This window comes from uncultured Selenomonas sp. (assembly GCF_963528755.1).
Classification (GTDB): domain Bacteria; phylum Bacillota; class Negativicutes; order Selenomonadales; family Selenomonadaceae; genus Selenomonas.
This window is the reverse complement of record NZ_CAURXA010000008.1, coordinates 38916-57076: the sequence shown is the minus strand read 5'-3', so window position 1 is coordinate 57076 and position 18161 is coordinate 38916. Positions and strand designations below refer to the sequence as shown.

Annotated in this window: 15 protein-coding genes; 5 read left to right on the top strand and 10 right to left on the bottom strand. The window is 59.0% G+C overall.

From position 1 onward, the window contains the following. Positions 1-35: 35 nt before the first annotated feature. Both dapF and RWS31_RS09815 read right to left on the bottom strand, forming a co-directional pair. Positions 36-875, bottom strand: a complete 840-nt coding sequence (gene dapF / locus RWS31_RS09820) for a diaminopimelate epimerase (RefSeq protein WP_314597960.1) — start codon at positions 873-875, stop codon at positions 36-38. 4 nt (positions 876-879) lie between these two features. Next, entirely contained in the window at positions 880-2955 is a 2076-nt protein-coding gene (locus RWS31_RS09815) for a cation-translocating P-type ATPase (protein WP_314597958.1), read from the bottom strand. A 308-nt stretch (positions 2956-3263) separates the two neighbouring features. Here RWS31_RS09815 and gdhA point away from each other — a divergent pair, with 308 nt between their 5' ends. The 5 genes from gdhA (at position 3264) to RWS31_RS09790 (ending at position 9564) form a co-directional block, all read left to right on the top strand. Beyond that, a complete protein-coding gene (gene gdhA, locus RWS31_RS09810; protein WP_314597956.1) occupies positions 3264-4613 on the top strand; it encodes an NADP-specific glutamate dehydrogenase in 1350 nt (449 codons plus the stop codon). A 264-nt stretch (positions 4614-4877) separates the two neighbouring features. Then, positions 4878-6176, top strand: a complete 1299-nt coding sequence (locus tag RWS31_RS09805; protein ID WP_037370668.1) for an MFS transporter — start codon at positions 4878-4880, stop codon at positions 6174-6176. 12 nt (positions 6177-6188) lie between these two features. Then, positions 6189-7589 (top strand): allantoinase AllB, encoded by a 1401-nt coding sequence (allB, locus tag RWS31_RS09800; RefSeq protein WP_314597953.1) that lies wholly within the window; start codon positions 6189-6191, stop codon positions 7587-7589. 53 nt (positions 7590-7642) lie between these two features. Continuing rightward, positions 7643-8335, top strand: a complete 693-nt coding sequence (locus RWS31_RS09795; protein ID WP_314597951.1) for an aspartate/glutamate racemase family protein — start codon at positions 7643-7645, stop codon at positions 8333-8335. Beyond that, entirely contained in the window at positions 8332-9564 is a 1233-nt protein-coding gene (locus RWS31_RS09790; RefSeq protein ID WP_314597949.1) for a M20 family metallo-hydrolase, read from the top strand. Before RWS31_RS09795 ends, RWS31_RS09790 begins: the two co-directional genes overlap by 4 nt. 82 nt (positions 9565-9646) lie before the next feature. Here the strand turns inward: RWS31_RS09790 and RWS31_RS09785 are convergent, their stop codons facing one another. The 8 genes from RWS31_RS09785 to RWS31_RS09750 form a co-directional block, all read right to left on the bottom strand. Beyond that, positions 9647-10093 (bottom strand): RbsD/FucU domain-containing protein, encoded by a 447-nt coding sequence (locus RWS31_RS09785; protein WP_314597947.1) that lies wholly within the window; start codon positions 10091-10093, stop codon positions 9647-9649. Between the two features lie 18 nt (positions 10094-10111). Continuing rightward, positions 10112-11038, bottom strand: coding sequence for a ribokinase (gene rbsK, locus RWS31_RS09780; protein ID WP_314597945.1), 927 nt, complete (start codon positions 11036-11038; stop codon positions 10112-10114). Positions 11039-11059: 21 nt separating this feature from the next. After that, the gene (locus RWS31_RS09775; RefSeq protein WP_314597943.1) at positions 11060-12082 is read right to left on the bottom strand and encodes a LacI family DNA-binding transcriptional regulator; all 1023 of its coding nucleotides are present in this window, start codon (positions 12080-12082) and stop codon (positions 11060-11062) included. Positions 12083-12212: 130 nt separating this feature from the next. After that, the gene (locus RWS31_RS09770; protein WP_314597941.1) at positions 12213-13265 is read right to left on the bottom strand and encodes an ABC transporter permease; all 1053 of its coding nucleotides are present in this window, start codon (positions 13263-13265) and stop codon (positions 12213-12215) included. Between the two features lie 28 nt (positions 13266-13293). Then, a complete protein-coding gene (locus tag RWS31_RS09765) occupies positions 13294-14865 on the bottom strand; it encodes a sugar ABC transporter ATP-binding protein (RefSeq protein WP_314597939.1) in 1572 nt (523 codons plus the stop codon). A 12-nt stretch (positions 14866-14877) separates the two neighbouring features. After that, a complete protein-coding gene (locus RWS31_RS09760) occupies positions 14878-15516 on the bottom strand; it encodes a DUF2291 family protein (protein WP_265070803.1) in 639 nt (212 codons plus the stop codon). A 72-nt stretch (positions 15517-15588) separates the two neighbouring features. Continuing rightward, the gene (locus RWS31_RS09755; RefSeq protein WP_314597938.1) at positions 15589-16590 is read right to left on the bottom strand and encodes a D-ribose ABC transporter substrate-binding protein; all 1002 of its coding nucleotides are present in this window, start codon (positions 16588-16590) and stop codon (positions 15589-15591) included. Between the two features lie 83 nt (positions 16591-16673). Beyond that, on the bottom strand, positions 16674-18161 hold the full coding sequence (locus RWS31_RS09750; RefSeq protein WP_314597936.1) for a glycerol kinase GlpK: 1488 nt from the start codon (positions 18159-18161) through the stop codon (positions 16674-16676).

The window sequence follows — 18161 nt, the reverse complement described above, 5'->3', positions numbered from 1 at the left end:
TCAGCTCGATGGATACTCCGCCCTTTTTCCCATATTCATTCATACCTTCCGGCAAAGACCTTCTCGGCAGGCCCCGTCATGTAGACATGATTGTTCGCCGCCCACTCAATCTGCAGCCTGCCGCCGTCGAGCTGCACCTCAGCTTCTCTTTTCGTGCGTCCCGTGAGCGCGGCGGCGACAAGTGTCGCGCATGAACCTGTGCCGCACGCGAGCGTCACGGCAGCGCCGCGTTCCCAGACGCGCATGCGGATGTGGGAAGCGTCCTTGATTTCCGCAAACTCCACATTCGTCTTCTTTGGGAACTTCTCGTGCCGCTCAAGGAGAGGCCCGAACTTTTCCATCGGCACGGCTTGTGCATTCTCGACGAAAATCACGCAGTGCGGGTTGCCCATGGAAACGCAGGTCATGGAAAACGTCTCGCCCGCCGCCTCGATCGGCTGCTCAATGACGCGCGATGCGCCAAAGCCCAGGACAGGAATGCGCTCGCCTTCAAGAATCGGCTCGCCCATATCGACGCGCACGCCCGTGAGCCTGTTGTCCGCAAGCTGCAAGCGCGGCACGAGGATGCCAGCGCCCGTCTCGACTGTGAATTCCACCTCGCCGCTCAGCCCTTCCGTATGGACAACGCCCGCGAAGCAGCGGATGCCGTTGCCGCACATCTCCGCCTCCGTGCCGTCCGCATTGAAAATGCGCATGCGAAAGTCCGCCTGCTCCGACGGCAGCACGAGGATCAACCCGTCCGCGCCGATGCCATAGTGCCGGTCACAGACCCTTCGCGAGAGCGCCGCAAGGTCATCCGGGAGTTGCTCCCGAAAGCCGTTCACAAGGACGAAATCGTTGCCGCAGCCCTGCCATTTTGTAAAGGAAAACGCCATATTCTTACCCCCAGGAATGTTTTGCGAGGAATGACCAGAAGGACGCACCGAAAACCCGCTCCTTTTGGCGGCTTTCCTCCAGCACGCGCGCATCTGCCGCCATGCAGTTTTCCTTCATTGTAACGAAGAACGAGCGCTTTGCCAAGCCCTTTTTGTCCGTTTCCCCCTTCGCGGGCGGCAGAGGGCGGCGCACTTCTTCCTTCCCCTCTGCAGAATTCCAGCACAGGAGGATCGCCGAGCTGATGATGACGAGAATCGAGCCAGTGTTGTGGATGAGCGCGCCGAGGACGGGACCGATCTCTCCCGTGACGGCGAGCACGATGGCAAGGAAGTTCAGTGCGAGGGAAAAGCTGAGATTCCAGCGAATCGTCTTCATCATGCGGCGCGAGAGCGCGACGAGATGGGGCAGTCCCTCGACGCTCGCCTGCGTGATGACGATATCCGCCGCGTCCGCTGCGATGCCGTCGCTCGTCTTTGCCATGGCGATGCCGACGAAAGCGCTCTTCAATACGGGCGCGTCGTTGATGCCGTCACCGATCATAGCCGTCCGACTGCCTGCGGCTGCAAACTTCTCGATGATTTCAAGCTTGTCCTCGGGCAGGCAGTGCGCGTGTATCTCCTCGATGTCAAGGCTTTGCGCGACCATTGCCGCCGCGCGCGCATTGTCGCCCGTGAGAAGAGCCGGGCGAATCCCTGCCTTTCTCAGGCGGCGCACCATGGTTTTCGCACCCGCACGCAGCGTATCGGCGAGTGCAATAAGCGCGACGACAGAATCTCCTTCAATGAGATAGACGATCGCCCTGCCCTCGTCGAGCTGCCGCTCCGACGCTTGCGCCGCATGTGCCGTGAGCTTTATACCAAGACGCTTGAACAGGCGCGCATTGCCCGCAGCGAAGCGGACAGTCTCGCCCTCGCGCACCGCGATGCCCTCACCGGGCAGAATGTCGATGTCATGTAGGTCAGAGGCAATCCCGTCCTCCATACAAAACGTTTCAGCCTCGGTACACAACGCTTTCTTATTCCCCTCACAATAGGCGACAATCGCCTTGCCCAAGGGATGCTCCGAGTGGCTTTCAAGAGCGGCGGCAAGCGCGAGCGCGCGCCTCTCGCTCCAACCCTCGACGAGCGGCACGACAGCCGTCACCTGCGGACGCCCCTTCGTCAGCGTCCCCGTCTTGTCGAAAGCGACGGTCGTGACGCACGCGAGGCGTTCCAAGGCGTCCCCCTCCTTGACTAGGAACCCGCGGCGCGCCGCGTTGCCGATCGCCGCCATGACCGCCGTCGGCGTCGCGAGCACGAGGGCGCACGGGCAGAACACGACGAGCACCGTCACAGCACGCAGCACATCGCCCGTGACGAGCCACGATATTGCCGATGTCGCGAGCGCAAGGACGACGATCCACGTCGCCCAGCGATCGGCGAGGCGCACGATCTTCGCTTTGCCCGCGTCCGCCTCCTGCACAAGACGAATGAGACGAGCGAGGGCCATCTCCTCGCCGACCTTCTCGGCAACCATTTCAAACGTTCCGAACTGGTTCAGCGTGCCGCTCCTGACCTCATCGCCGGGATTCTTGTCGACGGGCATCGATTCACCCGTCAGAACGGCTTCATCGACCGCCGTATGCCCTGCCAAAACACGTCCATCCGCCGGAATCTTCTCGCCCGCGAGGACGCGCAGACGGTCGCCAACCGCCACCTCGTCCGCACGTATCTCCACCGGCTTGCCGCCTTCGATGCGCCACGCCATCTGCGGTGCAAGTGAGACGAGCCGCTCGATGCCCGAGCGAGCGCGCCCGACCGTATACTCTTCGAGAAAAGCGCCAAGCTGCATGATGAAGGCGATCTCGCCCGCCGCAAAAATCTCGCCGATGGCGAGCGAAGCGAGGAGCGCCAGCGATACGAGAAGATCGGCGCGAATGTCACGCTCACACACGAGTGCGAGAAATGCACCGCAGACGATCGGTGCGCCCGAGAAGAGGACGGCGCCCCACGCCAGATCGAAGCCGAAAGGCTCGATCCCCGCAAAGCTCAGCAGCAAGGCGGCTGCCGACAATGCGAGAAACGCTCCATCCTTTCTCATTCCACCCCATTCTAACATTTTCTCCAACGCGTCCATAGAGCTCCTCCTTTGCATATACCCCTATTGGTATTTTTATTATACACATGGGGGTATATGCTGTCAAGGAAGAAGTTCTTCTCCTCTTCATAGCGCCAACAGCAGGCGGATGTCCTGTCGCATACGAAAATCCATTCCTCACCTGTAACTATGTATACATAATACCTTAGCAAAACTGTATACTTTTTCTGCCATTTGCGCTATTATATATGAGTGCTTAGCCGCACGATAGTTTTTTCTTATGAAGTTTCAAAGCAAAGGGGTAATCACGCATGACGGAAATGCAGCAGTATGTAGAGGACATCCTCGCTTATGTCGCGAAGAAGGATCCGCAGGAGAAGGAATATCACAACGTGGTCAAGGAAGTCCTGACCTCGATCGTGCCTGTCTTGGAACAGCATCCCGAGTACAAGAAGCACAAGATCCTTGAGCGTATGGTCGAGCCCGAGCGCGTCGTCATGTTCCGCGTGCCTTGGGAGAACGACAAGGGCGAGATTCAGGTCAACCGCGGCTACCGCGTGCAGGCGAACAGCGCCGTCGGCACCTACAAGGGCGGCCTGCGTTTCCATCCGAGCGTGACGCTCTCCATTTTGAAGTTCCTCGCTTTCGAGCAGACGTTCAAGAACTCTTTGACGGGGCTTCCCATCGGCGGCGCCAAGGGCGGCTCGGACTTCGACCCGAAGGGCAAGAGCGACAACGAGGTCATGCGCTTCTGCCAGAGCTTCATGACGGAGCTCTATCGCCACATCGGCTCGATGGTCGATACGCCGGCAGGCGACATTGGCGTCGGCGGCCGTGAGATCGGCTACCTCTACGGCCAGTACAAGCGCATCGTCAACTCCTTTGATTCTGCTGTCCTCACGGGCAAGGGTCTCGGCTACGGCGGCAGCCTCGCACGCACGGAAGCCACGGGCTACGGACTCCTCTACTTCATGAAGGAGATGCTCGAAGACAACGGCAAGAGCCTTAAGGGCAAGACCGTCGTCGTCTCCGGCTCGGGCAACGTCGCGACGTATGCGATCGAGAAGGCCATCGAATTCGGTGCAAAGCCCGTGACCTGCTCCGACTCGAACGGCTACGTCTATGACCCCGAGGGCATCGACCTCGCACTCGTCAAGGAAATCAAGGAAGTGCGCCGCGGCCGCATCAAGGAGTACGTCGAAAAGCGCCCGAACGCCGAGTACCACGAGGGATGCCGTGGCGTCTGGACGGTCAAGTGCGACATCGCCTTGCCGTGCGCGACGCAGAGCGAGCTTGACATCGAAGGCGTCAAGGCTCTCGTGGCGAACGGCGTCATGGCCGTCGGAGAAGGCGCGAACATGCCGACGACGCTCGACGCGACGGAATACCTCTTGGAAAAGGGCGTTCTCTTCGCCCCTGCGAAGGCGGCAAACGCTGGCGGCGTCGCCGTCTCCGCGCTTGAGATGAGCCAGAATTCCGAGCGCCTGCACTGGACGTTCGAGGAAGTCGACAATCGCCTCAAGGGCATCATGAAGAACATCTATCAGAACTCCAAGAAGAACGCGGAGAAGTACGGCATGAAGGGCAACCTCATCGCCGGCGCCAACATTACGGCATTCCTCCACGTCGCAGATACGATGGTCGCACAGGGTTTAGTCTGACCGCCGCAGACAGCGGTATACAAGAAAGAGTGCGTATGAGCCGATTTCGGCTCATACGCACTCTTTCTTAAATTTTCTCATTCACTCTTGACATCTCTATATTATTTGAATACACTGATAACATGGAAATATATTGAAGCACTGTCTTCTTAGGTGCAGGTGAAGCGCTTGATGAAGCAGTTTTTCTTTTTTAGCGCTGAATTGCTGCCCATCCTGCACAAAGGCACCCTTCAATCAACGCGATATGCAAAGGAGGAGATCTCAATGGCAGACGAAAAGAATGTGCCGGTCTACTTGGAGGGAGAAGAGGGACACCATACGAAGAGTTTGATCGCAGCGACCTTGGGGTATGCTGCCGACGGCATGGACATGTTTTTCCTATCGTTCGTACTGGTCTTCATCATCAGCGATTTCGGCCTGACGCCTGGACAGGCCGGCAACTTGACATTGGCAACAACGCTCGGCATCTGGGCCGGTTCCTACATCTTCGGTATCCTGGCTGATCGGATCGGCCGCATCAAGGTACTCGCAGGAACGATCTTCCTATATTCATTCGCAACGGCAGGCATCTACTGGTGCAATGACTACTATGTGCTGCTCGTGCTTCGCGCTCTCGTCGGTCTCGGCATCGGCGGCGAATTCGGTATCGGCATGGCCATCGTCACGGAAACGTGGGCGCCCGCGATGCGTGCACGCGCAACAAGCTGGGTGGCACTCGGCTGGCAGTTCGGCGTACTCGCAGCATCGTTGATCGTCGCCGTCGCAGTTCCCTACATCGGCTGGCGCGGCGTGTTCCTCATCGGACTGATTCCGGCCGCAATCGCCATATATGCGCGCATGACGCTTCGCGAGCCGAAAATGTTCTTGGAGCGGCAAGCGCATCAAAAGGCGCTGCGGGAAAAGGTGGAGAGCGGCACGGCGTCCCATGAGGAGCAGGAAGAGTACGACCGCATCAACGGAACCCCAGTCAAAGCACTGTTCGAGGATCGCCGCACGACGATCACGACGATCGGCCTCATGGTCATGTGTCTCGTGCAGAATTTCGGCTACTACGCGGTCTTCAGTTGGATGCCTGCCATCTTGGCTCAGCAGTACGGCTACACACTCGCCAAGGCAAGCGGCTGGATGGCGATCTCGATTGCCGGCATGCTCGTCGGCATCACCTTGTTCGGCATCCTCGCCGACAAGCTCGGCCGCAAGAAGACGTTCAGCATCTGGTACATCGGCGGCACGATTTACTGCATCCTCTACTTCTTTTTCTTCACGAGCCAGGAGGCCCTGCTCTGGGGCAGCTTCCTGCTCGGCCTCACGGTCAACGGCATGATGGGCGGCTACGGCGCGATTCTCGCGGAGAACTATCGCTCAGAAGCGCGTTCGACGGCAGAGAATTTCATCTTCGGCACGGGTCGTGGGCTCGCTGGCTTCGGACCAGCCTTGATCGGCTGGCTCGCCGCAAGCACAGGGCTTCTGGGTGCTATGAGCCTCGTATTCCTCATCTATCCGATCGCATTCATCGTCATGCATCTGATGGTTCCCGAGACGAAGGGAAAAGTCATGGAATAGGAGGTGCGGCAGATGTTCGATCTTGCCATCAAGGGCGGCTGGGTCGTCGACCCCGTCCGACAGGAGATCAAAAAGCAAAACATCTATGTGAAAGACGGGCGCATCGCCGCCCTGGGCGAAAGTGATGCAAATGCGCAGGAAACGCACGACGCCTCGGAACTCTACGTGCTGCCTGGCGGCATCGATACGCACTGCCATTTTCGTGATCCCGGTGCGACGGAAAAGGAAGACTTCGCCCACGGCACATGCGCGGCGGCAGTCGGCGGCGTGACGACGGTCCTCGATATGCCGAACACAAACCCCGCCGTGCTGGACGGCGTCGATGTGCGAAAGAAAATCGCCTATTTTCACGATAAAGCTTATGTAGACTATGGCATCTGGGGACTCTCTCTCGGCGATCTTAACCTCGACAAGCTGCTCTCCATGAAAGAGGCCGGCGCTGCAGCAATCAAGTTCTTCTGGGGATACGCGATTGACGCCAAGACGCACGCGCTCATCTACAATTATACGAGGGGGCAGGAAAATGTGATTCCGCCTCTCGACGACGGGGAGGTCTACGCGATTTTCCGCCAAATCGCAGCCAATCGACAGATCCTTGCCATCCATGCGGAAAATTCCGCACTGATCCGTCGCTTGACGGAAGAGCTCGATACCAGTAAGACGGCAGACGACGACTATGCGGCATTCCTTTCCACACGCCCATCACTCGCGGAAGAGCTGACCGTCGCGACAGCCATTTCCATGGCGCGGGATACGGGCGCGCATCTGCACATCCTGCATATGACATCGCGACGCGGCGTCGAACTCGTCCGCCGCGCAAAGGCTGAAGGCGTCTCCGTCACAGCGGAAACGGCGCCGCACTACCTCTTCCTATCCGCAGAAGACTTTCCCGCCGTCGGCCCCATGATGAAGGTCTATCCCCTCATCAAGAGCAAGGACGATCAGGCGGCTCTTTGGGCAGGACTCTTGGATGGCACGCTCGACTTCGTTGCCTCCGATCATGCACCGCACCGCATCGAGGAAAAACGCGGCAGCCTCTTCAAGATGCCCTCCGGCATGTGCGGCGTGGAAACCATGCTGCCGTTGATGCTCGACGCCGTCAGCCGTGGGAAGATCACCCTGCCCTTTGTCGCACGCGTGCTCTCTCAAAGACCGGCGGAAATCTACGGCATCGAGCGCAAGGGCAAGCTCGAGATCGGCTTCGACGCTGATCTCATATTGGTCGACATGCAGAAAACGCGCCCCATCCGAAACAAAGACCTCCACAGCAAGCAGCCATTGACAGCGTTCGACGGACGGAGCATCACAGGCTGGCCCGTCAGCACTTACCTGCGGGGGAGGCTCATCGCGGCGGATCACGAGATTATCGGCGATCCCGGTGGACAGCCGACCCACTGCCGTGCAGCCGTATAGATGCAGGACCATGCAGCAAAGCGTACGAAACAGATAGAGAAAGGATCATTTCTATGAATATTCTTGTCATCAATCCTACAAGCGAATCCGAACTCAATGACACGATCTTCCAGGCAGCAGATCAAGCATCGAAGCTGTCGGCACGCAGCGCGGAAGAGTACACGCACACCTCGGCGATCTCACTCGATCAGGCGCCGCGTCGCGTCTCCTCGCCCTTGGAGATCATGGAAGCTTCCATGGCGCTCATGGAGAAAGTGCGTTCCCTCAAGGATGTCTATGACGGTTTCATCATCGCCCATACGGCAGAACTCGGCGCAGACGCCCTGCAGGAGCTGACAGGAAAGCCCGTCGTTTCGAGCGGCGCGGCTGCCGTTTACTCAGCGCCCCTCTACGGGCATCGCATCGCCGTCCTCAGCCGCTCGCTGCGCGACCTCGAAACGCATCGTGAAACGCTGCGCCACTACGGCATCCTTCACGACAATCTCACATTCCTGCCCGTCATGGAAGAAAACGCTCCGCTTGCCGATCTGCGTGAAGCAGTTTCAGAAGCTGCAGAAAAGGCGAAAAAGGAGCATCTCGCCACCGTGCTCGTCCTCGGCGATCCCTCGATGGGCATTCTCGCTGACGATGTTTCCCGCCTAACGCATCTGCCTGTACTCGAAGGCATCACTTCAGCCCTCATCCGCATCGAGTACATGGTCTACCAGCAGGAACGCCTGCGTGAGCACGCAGCCAAGCGCACATGATCAAACCGGAGCGCCTCGCAGCGGATTTTGCAGCGCTCGCTGCCATCACTGCGCCGGGAGGCGGCATCAATCGCTTGGCTTTTACGGACAGTGATTGGCAAGGACGCGCCTATTTCATGCAGGAGATGGAAAAGACGGGACTCACCCTGCATGAGGATGCATTCGGCAACGTCATCGGGCATCTTGAAGGGCGCGACGACAGTCTTCCCGCCGTCATGCTCGGCTCACACGGCGACAGCGTGCCAAACGGCGGCAACTACGACGGCACGCTGGGCATCGTCGGCGCCATCGAGACGGTGCGCAGCATGCAGGACGACGGCTTTCGCCCCCTTCATCCGCTCGAAGTCGTCATCTTCATGTGTGAGGAATCGAGCCGCTTTTCGGCTGCCACTCTCGGCAGCCGCGCCATGCGCGGCAGGATTTCCCGCGAGGACGTCTCCCGCCTGCGCGACCATCAGGGCAATACCCTCTATGATGTGCTGAAGGCGCGCGGTCTGCAGCCCGATGCACTGGAAACTGCCAGATACACAAAAAAGCTCAAGGCATTCCTTGAGCTTCACATCGAGCAGGGAAGAGTCCTTGAGCATGAGCGTCTCTCCATCGGCATCGTCACGGGAATCGCTGCGCCATCGCGCTTTTTCTGCCTGCTGCGCGGCACTGCCGATCACAGCGGCGCGACGCCAATGAATTTAAGAGCTGACGCCTCTTGTGCAGCGGCGGAAATCATCCTCGCCGTCGAGCAGGAAGCCCGCGCGGCGAAGCACACGCCCGTCGTTGGCACAGTCGGCATCGTCGAGGTACAGCCCAATGTCATGAACGTCATCCCGGGCGAAGTGCGGCTCGGCATCGACCTGCGCAGCACTTCCTCGGAGGATCGGGATAATGTAGAGCAGATCATCCGCACTCGCATCGAAGAAATCGCACTTCGGCGCGGCATCTCCTGCGAAATCTCTCCCATCAGCAAGGAGAATCCCGCACACATGGACACTTCCCTCATCCAATGCCTCGCAAAGATCGCCGATGACCTGCATCTGCCGCATCGCATGATGCCGAGCGGTGCGGGACACGACGCCATGCATTGGGCGGACTATGCCCCGACTGCCATGATCTTCATTCCCTGCAAGGATGGCATCAGTCACAGTGCAGCGGAATACGCAAGCCTCAGCCAGATTACAGCAGGCGTCAGGCTTCTTTCCGCCGCCGTGCGGCATCTGACGGCTGATGTATGAAATCAAAGTGCTTCCTACAAAGAGAGACCCAGCGCACATGAATCGTGTGCGCCGGGACTCTTTTCTCTTTTCTTCCGACCATCTACATGACGCCCTTCTGCAGGATCACGCAGCCGTAGGGCTGACGCTCGCCCGTGGAAATCGTCACGAAGGCCGTCTTCGCCTTGTCGTAGAAACTGAAGCGATCGATGAAGCCGATGCTCTTCCTGCCCTGCGGCACATGCTTCTCGACGGCGGCAATGAAATCGTCCCAAACCTTGGGGCGGCCGATCTTTTCGCGCATCTCTTCCATCACATCCATGATCAGCACGGGATGCTCCTCATACTCTGTATCGAGCGGCATGAGCTGCAGGATGCCGTCAATCATCTCGGCGGCGCCGATGCCGTCAGCGTTGATCGTGATTCCCTCGCGCGCCATCGACACGGCTGGATAGAAGTCATCGGCGACAACGACGAGATCTCCGTGTCCCATTTCGGCAAGAGCCTTCAAGAGATCCGGACTGATGCATTTTGGTATTCCTTTCAACATTGATTCTTCCCCCCACGTTTATTCTGCAGCTTTTTTCTGCAGGAATATCGCCAACTCTTCCTGCGTCGGATACGACAACTGCGTACCCTTGCGCGTGACGCTCAAGGCGGCGAACGCGCTCGCTTTCTTCATGGCGGCGAGCACGTCGCCGCCTTTCGCATACTCGCTCGCAAAGCAGCCGATGAAGGCGTCGCCCGCACCCGTAGTATCGACGGCAGTGACCTTGCAGGGCGCAACGTATTGCTTTTCCCGCTGCGTCATCCACAGAGCACCGCGCCCACCAAGAGTGACGATGATGTTCTTGAGACCGCGTACCAAGAGGTTCTTCGCCGCCTCTTCCACGTCCGCCATCGTTTCCGTAGGCAGACCCGTGAGGATAGAAAGTTCCGTCTCATTCGGCACGAAGAAATCGCAGACGCAAACCTTGGCGATGTCGAGCGCTTTTGTCGCCGGCGCCGGATTGAGCAGGACGGGAACACCATGCTTCCTGCCGAAATCGATGGCATGGTAGACGGTTGGCAGCGGCGCCTCAAGCTGCAGGATGATCATGGCGCAAGCCTTAAGATCCGCTGCTGCCGCATCGATGTCCGCCGGTGCGAGCAAATCGTTTGCTCCCTTGACGATCAAGATCCTGTTCTGGCCGCTCTCATCAACGAAGATCGACGCAATGCCGCTCGACGCATCGGGCGCTTTCGTGACATAGCGCGCATCAATGCCAAACTTCTTGAAATTCTCGATCGTATTGTCCGCGAAGAGGTCGCTGCCGACCTTCGATACCATCGTCACCTCCGCACCGCAGAGCGCGGCGGCAACCGCTTGATTCGCGCCCTTGCCGCCGCAGCCGATAGTGAAATCCGGCACTTCCAGCGTCTCTCCCGGCGCGGGCATGCGATGGATGTAAGCGCAGAGATCCACCATATTGGAACCGATGACTGCCAGTTTCATGCACATTTCCTCCCCTATCTTCTACCTCTCTCGCGGTGCGGCGACGCTGCCCCGCACGACGAGGTCGTTGACGATCTCGATGCGCGTCTTTACGGCGCGCGGCTTCTTGATCAGTTCGATGAGCCTCTTGACAGCGAGACGACCGAGCTCTTTCTTGTGCACGCGCACGGTTGTGAGGCCTGGCGAAAAGACTTCGCCGAAACTGATGTCGTCGAAGCCGACGATGGAGACGTCCTCGGGCAGACGCCAGCCATGCGTCTGAAATGCCTGCATGGCACCGAGGGCGATCATGTCGTTGTCGGCAAAGAACGCCGTGGGCATCTCGCACCTTTCAGCGAGAATTTGCAACATACGCTCGTGCGAACCTTGGATCGAGGGCGGCACCTCGAAGAGGAAGCGCTCATCGACGGCAAGCCCATGCGCCTCCATCGCGAGGCGGAAGCCACGCTCGCGCGCTTGGAAGTTCTGGATGCGCAGGCCACCCGAGAGGTAACCGATGCGCTTGTGACCGTGCTCGATGAGGTGCTCGACCGCCGCCATCGCACCGCCTTCATTATCCATGAGCACGGCATTGAAGGCGCGATGCGGCATCCATGCGTCGAGCAGCACGAGGGGTAGCACCGCCTCGTGGAAGGGACGTGCCGTCTCGTCTGTCAGCTCGGTGCCGATGAGCAGCACGCCCGAAGTCGTATCGTTGAGGACAGCCTTGACGCGTTCCTCATAGTCAGCATGACGGCGATAGAGGTTGATGATGGACGTCTCGTAACCGCACTTGCGGCTCTCATTCTCGACGCTCTCCAGAAGGACGGAAAAGAAGGGCGAATCGGAGAAGACTTCGCCGCTGTCACGGTATGTCACGACACGGATGCTCTTGACCTTGTCTTCAGTGATATAGCCTCTTTCCTGCGCGAGGCGCACGATCTGCTCGGCTGTCGCAGGATTGACGCCGCGCTTCTTGTTCAGGGCGTTCGATACGGTAGCGGGAGAAAAGCCCGAAAGCTCGCTGAGTTCCTTGATGCTGATCTTCTTTCCGCTGCCCTTCATGGCATGTCCCCCTCGCTGCAAACTTAGTTTTTCCTATCTTCACCTAATTTCTTTCATCATATTAACAGGATTTGACGCCGTCTGCAAATTTTTTGAAAAATATTTTCATGCGTGCGAGTATCATGCAGGTTTATGCTTCCTTCGACTCGTTTCTCGCCTGCAGTGCCATCTTTGCTTCCATGTTGCGCTGGAACTGGTCGATGATGACAGCGAGGATGATGACGAGTCCCTTGATGATCATCTGCCAGAACTCGGAAACGCCGCACATGACCATGCCGTCGGAGATGACGCCGATGACGAATGCGCCGATGATCGTGCCGCCGATCGTGCCGACGCCGCCCATCATGCTCGTGCCGCCGAGAACGGCGGCGGCGATGGCATTCATCTCCCACGTCTCGCCTGAAGCCGGATGCGAGGCTTCAAGCTGCGAGGCCGTGATGATGCCGACGATGGCGGCACAGATACCGGAGAATACGTAGACAAGAATCGTCACCTTGTTGACTTTGACGCCCGAGAGTTTCGCCGCCTTGCTGTTGCCGCCGATGGCGAAGATATGCCAGCCAAACGTCGTCTTCATGAGGAGCGCTGCAGCAATGACGGCGATGACGGCAAGGATCAACGCACCGACGGGCACGCCCGCGATGCGGCTGCCGAAGAAGTCGAAGCCCGTGTTGCCGAGCGCTGTCTTGCCGAGGATGCTCGAATACGTCGCACCGCCCGAGTGGAGCATGGCGAAGCCGCGCGCGATGTACATCGTGCCGAGCGTGGCGATGAAGGGGGCGACGCCGAAGCGTGTGATGATCGTGCCGTTCAGCAAACCGATGAGCGCACCCGCGAGAACTGTGATGGCGACGACGAGCGGCACGTCGAAGTAGAGCGTGACGCCGAAGGTCTGAAGTGTGACGCCGTTCTGGATCATACCGCCCGCGATCATGCCCGCGAGACCAACGACAGCGCCAACGGAGAGGTCGATGCCGCCCGTGATGATGACGTAGGTCATGCCGATGGCAAGGATGCCGTAGAGTGCGACGTGCTTGGCGAGCAGCAGCATGGTGTTCGCCGTGAGGAAGTTCGGCGTCGCAAGGCTGAAGAAGACGACGAGCACGGCGAGCACGATGAGCGTGCGCCCCTTGAGAAGCGTCATCGCCAAGGAGTTGTTGTTATTGATACGATTGAGGCTCATGATTCTCCCACCCTTTTCTTTCATAATATCAAGATGCTCTGCCCGTCGCATGCCCCTGGTAGGAAGCGAGGACGAGCTTGTCCTGCGTCACTTCTTCGCGCACGAATTGTGCCGTTTTGATGCCGTTCGACAACACAACGATGCGGTCGGCAATCGCTTCGATCTCTTCCAACTCGGAGGAGATGACGATGATGGAAAGCCCTTCGTCGGCGTAGTGGTTGATGATCTCGAAGACCTCCGTCTTCGCACCGATATCGATGCCTCGGCTCGGCTCATCGAGCAGCAGAATCTTCGGCTTCGTCAGGAGACCCTTGCCGATGACGACCTTCTGCTGGTTGCCGCCCGAGAGCGAGAGAATGGGCAGCCGCTTGTCCGCGACCTTGATATGGATGTCTTTGATCTCGGCATCGACGGCAGCATCCTCCTTCTTGTCACTGAGGAAAATGCCCTTAGCGTAGTTCTTGAGACTCGAAAGTGAGATGTTCTTCTTGATGTTCATCGTCTGCACAAGCCCTTCGCGCTGGCGATCTTCAGGCACCATGGCGAAGCCGCGCGCGATCTGCTCCGTAACGTTCCGAATCGCGAGCTTCTCGCCCGCGAGCCAGATCTCACCCGTATGCTCAGGGTGCAGCCCCATGATGCACTCGAAAATTTCCGTGCGCCCTGCGCCCATGAGCCCGTAGATGCCAAGAATCTCGCCCTCCTTGAGGTCGAAGCTCAGGCGATCGAGAAGCCAGCCGCCACCCTTCTTCGGCAGCGAGAGATCCTTGACTTCGAGCACGATCTTGCGCTTCTGCCAGTCAATCCCTTCCTTGCGCTTCGGATACGACTTCTTCGTGCCGACCATCTTCTTGACGATCCACGGCACATCGATGTCAGCGACGGCGGCGCTCGCAACGAGCTTGCCGTCTCGAAGGATCGTCACGAAGTCGCCGATCTGCATGATCTCTTCGAGGCGGTGCGAGATGTAGACGATGGAGATCCCTTCTGCCGTCAGCTCGCGCATGATCTTGAAAAGAACCTGCACTTCCTGCGCCGAAAGCGAGGAAGTCGGCTCGTCCATGATGAGGATCTTGAGGTCGTCCTGTATGAGGTTGCGTGCGATCTCGATCATCTGCTGCTGTCCCACGCGAAGGTCGCCAACGATCACATGCGGGTCGATGGGATGCTCAAGCTTCGCGAGGATTTCCTTCGTGCGGCGCACATGCGCTGCATTGTCGAGTCCGATCTTGCTCTTCGTAATCTCTCGCGCCATGAAGATATTCTGGTACACGCTGAGATTCGGAAAGAGGGAAAGCTCCTGATGGATGATGCCGATGCCGTGCGCACGTGCCGCCGATACGTCGGGGAAGCGGACGCTCTCGCCGCCCATCGTCATCTCGCCTGCCGACGGCTGCTCGATGCCCGCGATGAGTTTCATCAGCGTCGATTTTCCCGCACCGTTCTCGCCGATGAGCACGTTGACCTTGCCCTTGTAGACGTCGAAGGAAACACCGTCGAGCGCCTTCGTGCCCGGATAGATCTTGTCAACCTTTTCCGCATGAAGCACGACGGGAACGTCCGTATGGATGCGCTCCATAGCCTCTTTTTCCGCTGTCATCTCGCTCCCTCCTCACTTCACTTCAATCTCGACGGGAGTCACGAGAATCTCCTTGTCGCCCGCGACGCTGAAGCAGCCCGTAAACGAAATGTTCTTGCCCACAATCGTCTGCATGTCGAGTTTTTCGATGACTTCCTTGTCGACTGCCGCATGAATCGCCTGCGACACCTTCGCCCAGTCGACCTGATTCTTATAATCCTCGTACTTGATGAAGCTCAAAGTATCACGAACGGCAGAACCCTTGTAAACGGGGCCTATCTGCAGTCGCACGGCGATGGGGCCGTCGTAGCCCGCAAGCTTCAGCGTCATGAATCCCGCCTTCTTCTCGCGATTCACTTCCGTGACCGTACCCTCGCCCTTGACGATGTAGCTGAGTTCACCCTTGTCCCCCATCGAATAGCGGCCGTACTTGGCTGCCGGCGCCTTGAGATCGCCGCCTGCTTCAGCGAGCAGCGTCTTCAAATCAACGGCATTTTCCTTGAGTTCAGGCACCGCCTTGCTCGTCCAGATCGCCTCGACGTCCTCTGCGGCATTGAACGTTTTTTCTCCCGTAAGCTCGCCTTCGTGACCGATCTCGACCACCTTAACGCAGCCGCCGAAGGAAAAGGCGGCGACGATGAGCGCGAGCACCACGATCCATTTTTTCTTCATCTCATTTTCCCTCCCGACAAAAGCGCCCCAAGGCATGTGCCCTGGGGCGCTTCTCTGCCCTTGTTTCTGATGCTATTCCTTGTAAACGAACGCCTTGAGCTTCGCGACGTTGTCCTTCGTAATGATGACGCAGTCGACGAGCTGCTTCTCATCAAGTCCCGTCGAGCCGCTCTTGAGATACTTGTCCGCCTGCTCAACCGCCATCTCAGCGATGAGCGCCGCCTGCTGGAGCGCCGTGCCCGTCATCGCGCCGTCACGAATGGCGGCAGCCGCCTCGTCCGAGCCGTCGACACCGATGACGGCGATCTTGCCGGCAAGACCTGCGTTCTTGATCGCGGCAATCGCGCCCATGGCCATCGTGTCATTGCCGCAGATGACGCCCTTTATGTTCGGGTTGGACTGGAGGATCGTCTCGACCTTTTGGTTCGCTTCCGTCTGTTCCCAGTTCGCCGTCTGCTGTGCGACCATCTTCATGTCGGGGTACTGGTCGATAACCTCATGGAAAGCGCCCGAGCGAACGCCCGCGTTCGTGTCGGATTCCTTGCCGAGGAGTTCCGCATACTCGCCCTTCTCGCCCATCTGCTCGACGAACTTCTCGGCGATCCCCTTCGCGCCCTGGTAGTTGTTCGCGACGATCTGGCTGATGGCGATGCCGCTCGAATTGATCTCGCGGTCGATGAGGAACGTGGGACTGCCTGCATCACGCGCCTTCTGCACGGCGGCGACCGTAGCGTCAGCACCCGCATTGTCGCAGATGATGGCGGCAGCCTTGTCGGAGATCGCGTTGTCGAAGAGTTCGGACTGCTTCGTTGCGTCGTCGTCATGCGACACGGCCTTGACCTCGTAACCGAGCGCCTTCGCCTTGGCGGAAGCGGCTTCCGCTTCCGTTTTGAAGAACGGGTTGGAGTGCGACGGCGTGATGATGTAGATGATCTTCGAGCCGCCGCCTTTCAAAGGCTCGCCCGACTTGGCATTCGAAGCGGACTTCGTGTCCTGTGCGCCGCAGCCGGCGAGCATCGCCGCCATGAGGCACAGTGAGGCGACGGTGAGCAGGATCTTCTTGAACTTTTGCATTGCTTTTTCCTCCCCTTGCTTGTTCGTGCTCCGCGCCTTTTCGAAGACGGATCGGCGGGAGCATCCTTCTCAGTTTCTTCCCTTTAGTGCGTTGCCGCCCAAAGCACCTGCGCGACGGCCTTCTTCCAGCCGGCAAGCAGCTTCCCGCGCCTTTCTGCCTCCATCGCAGGGGAAAAGGCTCGGCGTTTGACTTGGGCGAAGATTTCTTCTTTATGATAAAAACCGACGGCGATTCCGGCAGCGAAGCCGGCGCCGAGCGCCGAAAGCTCTTCCGCTTCGGACGCCTCCACGGGGCAGTCGAGGAGATCGGCTTGCATCTGCATGAGGTAAGCGTTCTTTGTCGGGCCGCCGTCGACGCGAAGAACGGGCAGCGACTCGCCCGCATCTTCCTGCATGAGAGATGCGATGTCGGCAATCTGGAAGGCGATGGCATCGAGCACAGCACGCACCATCTCGGCGCGTCCTGTCGTGCGCGAAAGACCCGTGAAGACGCCGCGCGCCTCACTCTGCCAATAAGGCGCACCGAGTCCCGTGAAAGCGGGCACGAAGACGCTCTCATCGGCAGGATTCGCGCACCTCGCGAGCACTTCCGTCTCAGCGGCGCTCGCGACGAGTCCGAGGCTGTCCTTCAGCCATGTGACAGCAGCGCCCGTGTAATTGATGTTTCCTTCAAGGACGTAATGCGCCTCGCCCTCCATCAGCCACGCGAGCGAGGTCACAAGCCCCTTTTGGCTTCGCACGAGGCGTGCGCCTGTCTGCATCATGACGGAAGAACCCGTGCCGTAAGTCGCCTTCGCCTGTCCGGGCGAGAGGCATCCCTGCCCGAAGAGAGCGGCGTGCGAGTCGCCAAGACACGCGTGGATCGGCACCTTCCGTTTGAGAATCCCATCGACGTCCGTCATGCCGAATGAGGCGTCCGATGCGCGCACCTCAGGCAAGGCGCGTGCGGCTATGCCGAAGAGGGCACTGATCTTTGACGACCACGCGAGCTTTTCAATGTCGAAGAGCTGCGTGCGCGAGGCGTTCGATGCGTCCGTCGCATAGACTTCACCGCCCGTCAGGCGATGGATGATGTAACTGTCCATCGTGCCGAGCGCGAGGTCGCCGCTCTTGGCCAGCTCGCGCACTTCCTCGACGTTTTCCAGAAGCCACGCAAGCTTCGCCGCTGAGAAGTACGGCGAGAGCGGCAAGCCTGTCACCTGCTGGATATACGTGGCATGATCCTTTGCCAGCCGCTCGCATATAGCGCGGCCGCGTGCGCACTGCCAGACGATGGCGTTCCCTACGGGAGCGCCCGTCGCGCGATTCCAGGCGAGCGCCGTCTCACGCTGGTTGCTGATGCCGATGGCGGCGATTTCTTCGCCTGTCAGATGCTCCTTTTCGAGCATTTCTCGGACAAGTGTCTTGAGGTTTTGCCAGATTTCTTCTGGATTGTGCTCGACCCAGCCGCGCTCATCGACGATCTGCGCGTGTGCGCGGTCGAGCCGCGCGGCAATGGAGCCGTCAAAGCGCAGCAAGAGCAGCTTCGTTCCCTGCGTGCTCTGATCGACGGCGAGAATGAAGTCCGCCAT

Excerpts from the sequence above, each read along its gene's own strand:
- allB (WP_314597953.1), top strand. The coding sequence starts at position 6,189 with ATGTTCGATCTTGCCATCAAGGGCGGCTGGGTCGTCGACCCCGTCCGA.
- RWS31_RS09750 (WP_314597936.1), bottom strand. The coding sequence starts at position 18,161 with ATGGCGGACTTCATTCTCGCCGTCGATCAGAGCACGCAGGGAACGAAG.
- RWS31_RS09790 (WP_314597949.1), top strand. The coding sequence starts at position 8,332 with ATGATCAAACCGGAGCGCCTCGCAGCGGATTTTGCAGCGCTCGCTGCC.
- dapF (WP_314597960.1), bottom strand. The coding sequence starts at position 875 with ATGGCGTTTTCCTTTACAAAATGGCAGGGCTGCGGCAACGATTTCGTC.
- RWS31_RS09795 (WP_314597951.1), top strand. The coding sequence starts at position 7,643 with ATGAATATTCTTGTCATCAATCCTACAAGCGAATCCGAACTCAATGAC.
- RWS31_RS09815 (WP_314597958.1), bottom strand. The coding sequence starts at position 2,955 with ATGAGAAAGGATGGAGCGTTTCTCGCATTGTCGGCAGCCGCCTTGCTG.
- rbsK (WP_314597945.1), bottom strand. The coding sequence starts at position 11,038 with ATGAAACTGGCAGTCATCGGTTCCAATATGGTGGATCTCTGCGCTTAC.
- RWS31_RS09805 (WP_037370668.1), top strand. The coding sequence starts at position 4,878 with ATGGCAGACGAAAAGAATGTGCCGGTCTACTTGGAGGGAGAAGAGGGA.
- RWS31_RS09770 (WP_314597941.1), bottom strand. The coding sequence starts at position 13,265 with ATGAGCCTCAATCGTATCAATAACAACAACTCCTTGGCGATGACGCTT.
- gdhA (WP_314597956.1), top strand. The coding sequence starts at position 3,264 with ATGACGGAAATGCAGCAGTATGTAGAGGACATCCTCGCTTATGTCGCG.
- RWS31_RS09785 (WP_314597947.1), bottom strand. The coding sequence starts at position 10,093 with ATGTTGAAAGGAATACCAAAATGCATCAGTCCGGATCTCTTGAAGGCT.
- RWS31_RS09765 (WP_314597939.1), bottom strand. The coding sequence starts at position 14,865 with ATGACAGCGGAAAAAGAGGCTATGGAGCGCATCCATACGGACGTTCCC.
- RWS31_RS09755 (WP_314597938.1), bottom strand. The coding sequence starts at position 16,590 with ATGCAAAAGTTCAAGAAGATCCTGCTCACCGTCGCCTCACTGTGCCTC.
- RWS31_RS09760 (WP_265070803.1), bottom strand. The coding sequence starts at position 15,516 with ATGAAGAAAAAATGGATCGTGGTGCTCGCGCTCATCGTCGCCGCCTTT.
- RWS31_RS09775 (WP_314597943.1), bottom strand. The coding sequence starts at position 12,082 with ATGAAGGGCAGCGGAAAGAAGATCAGCATCAAGGAACTCAGCGAGCTT.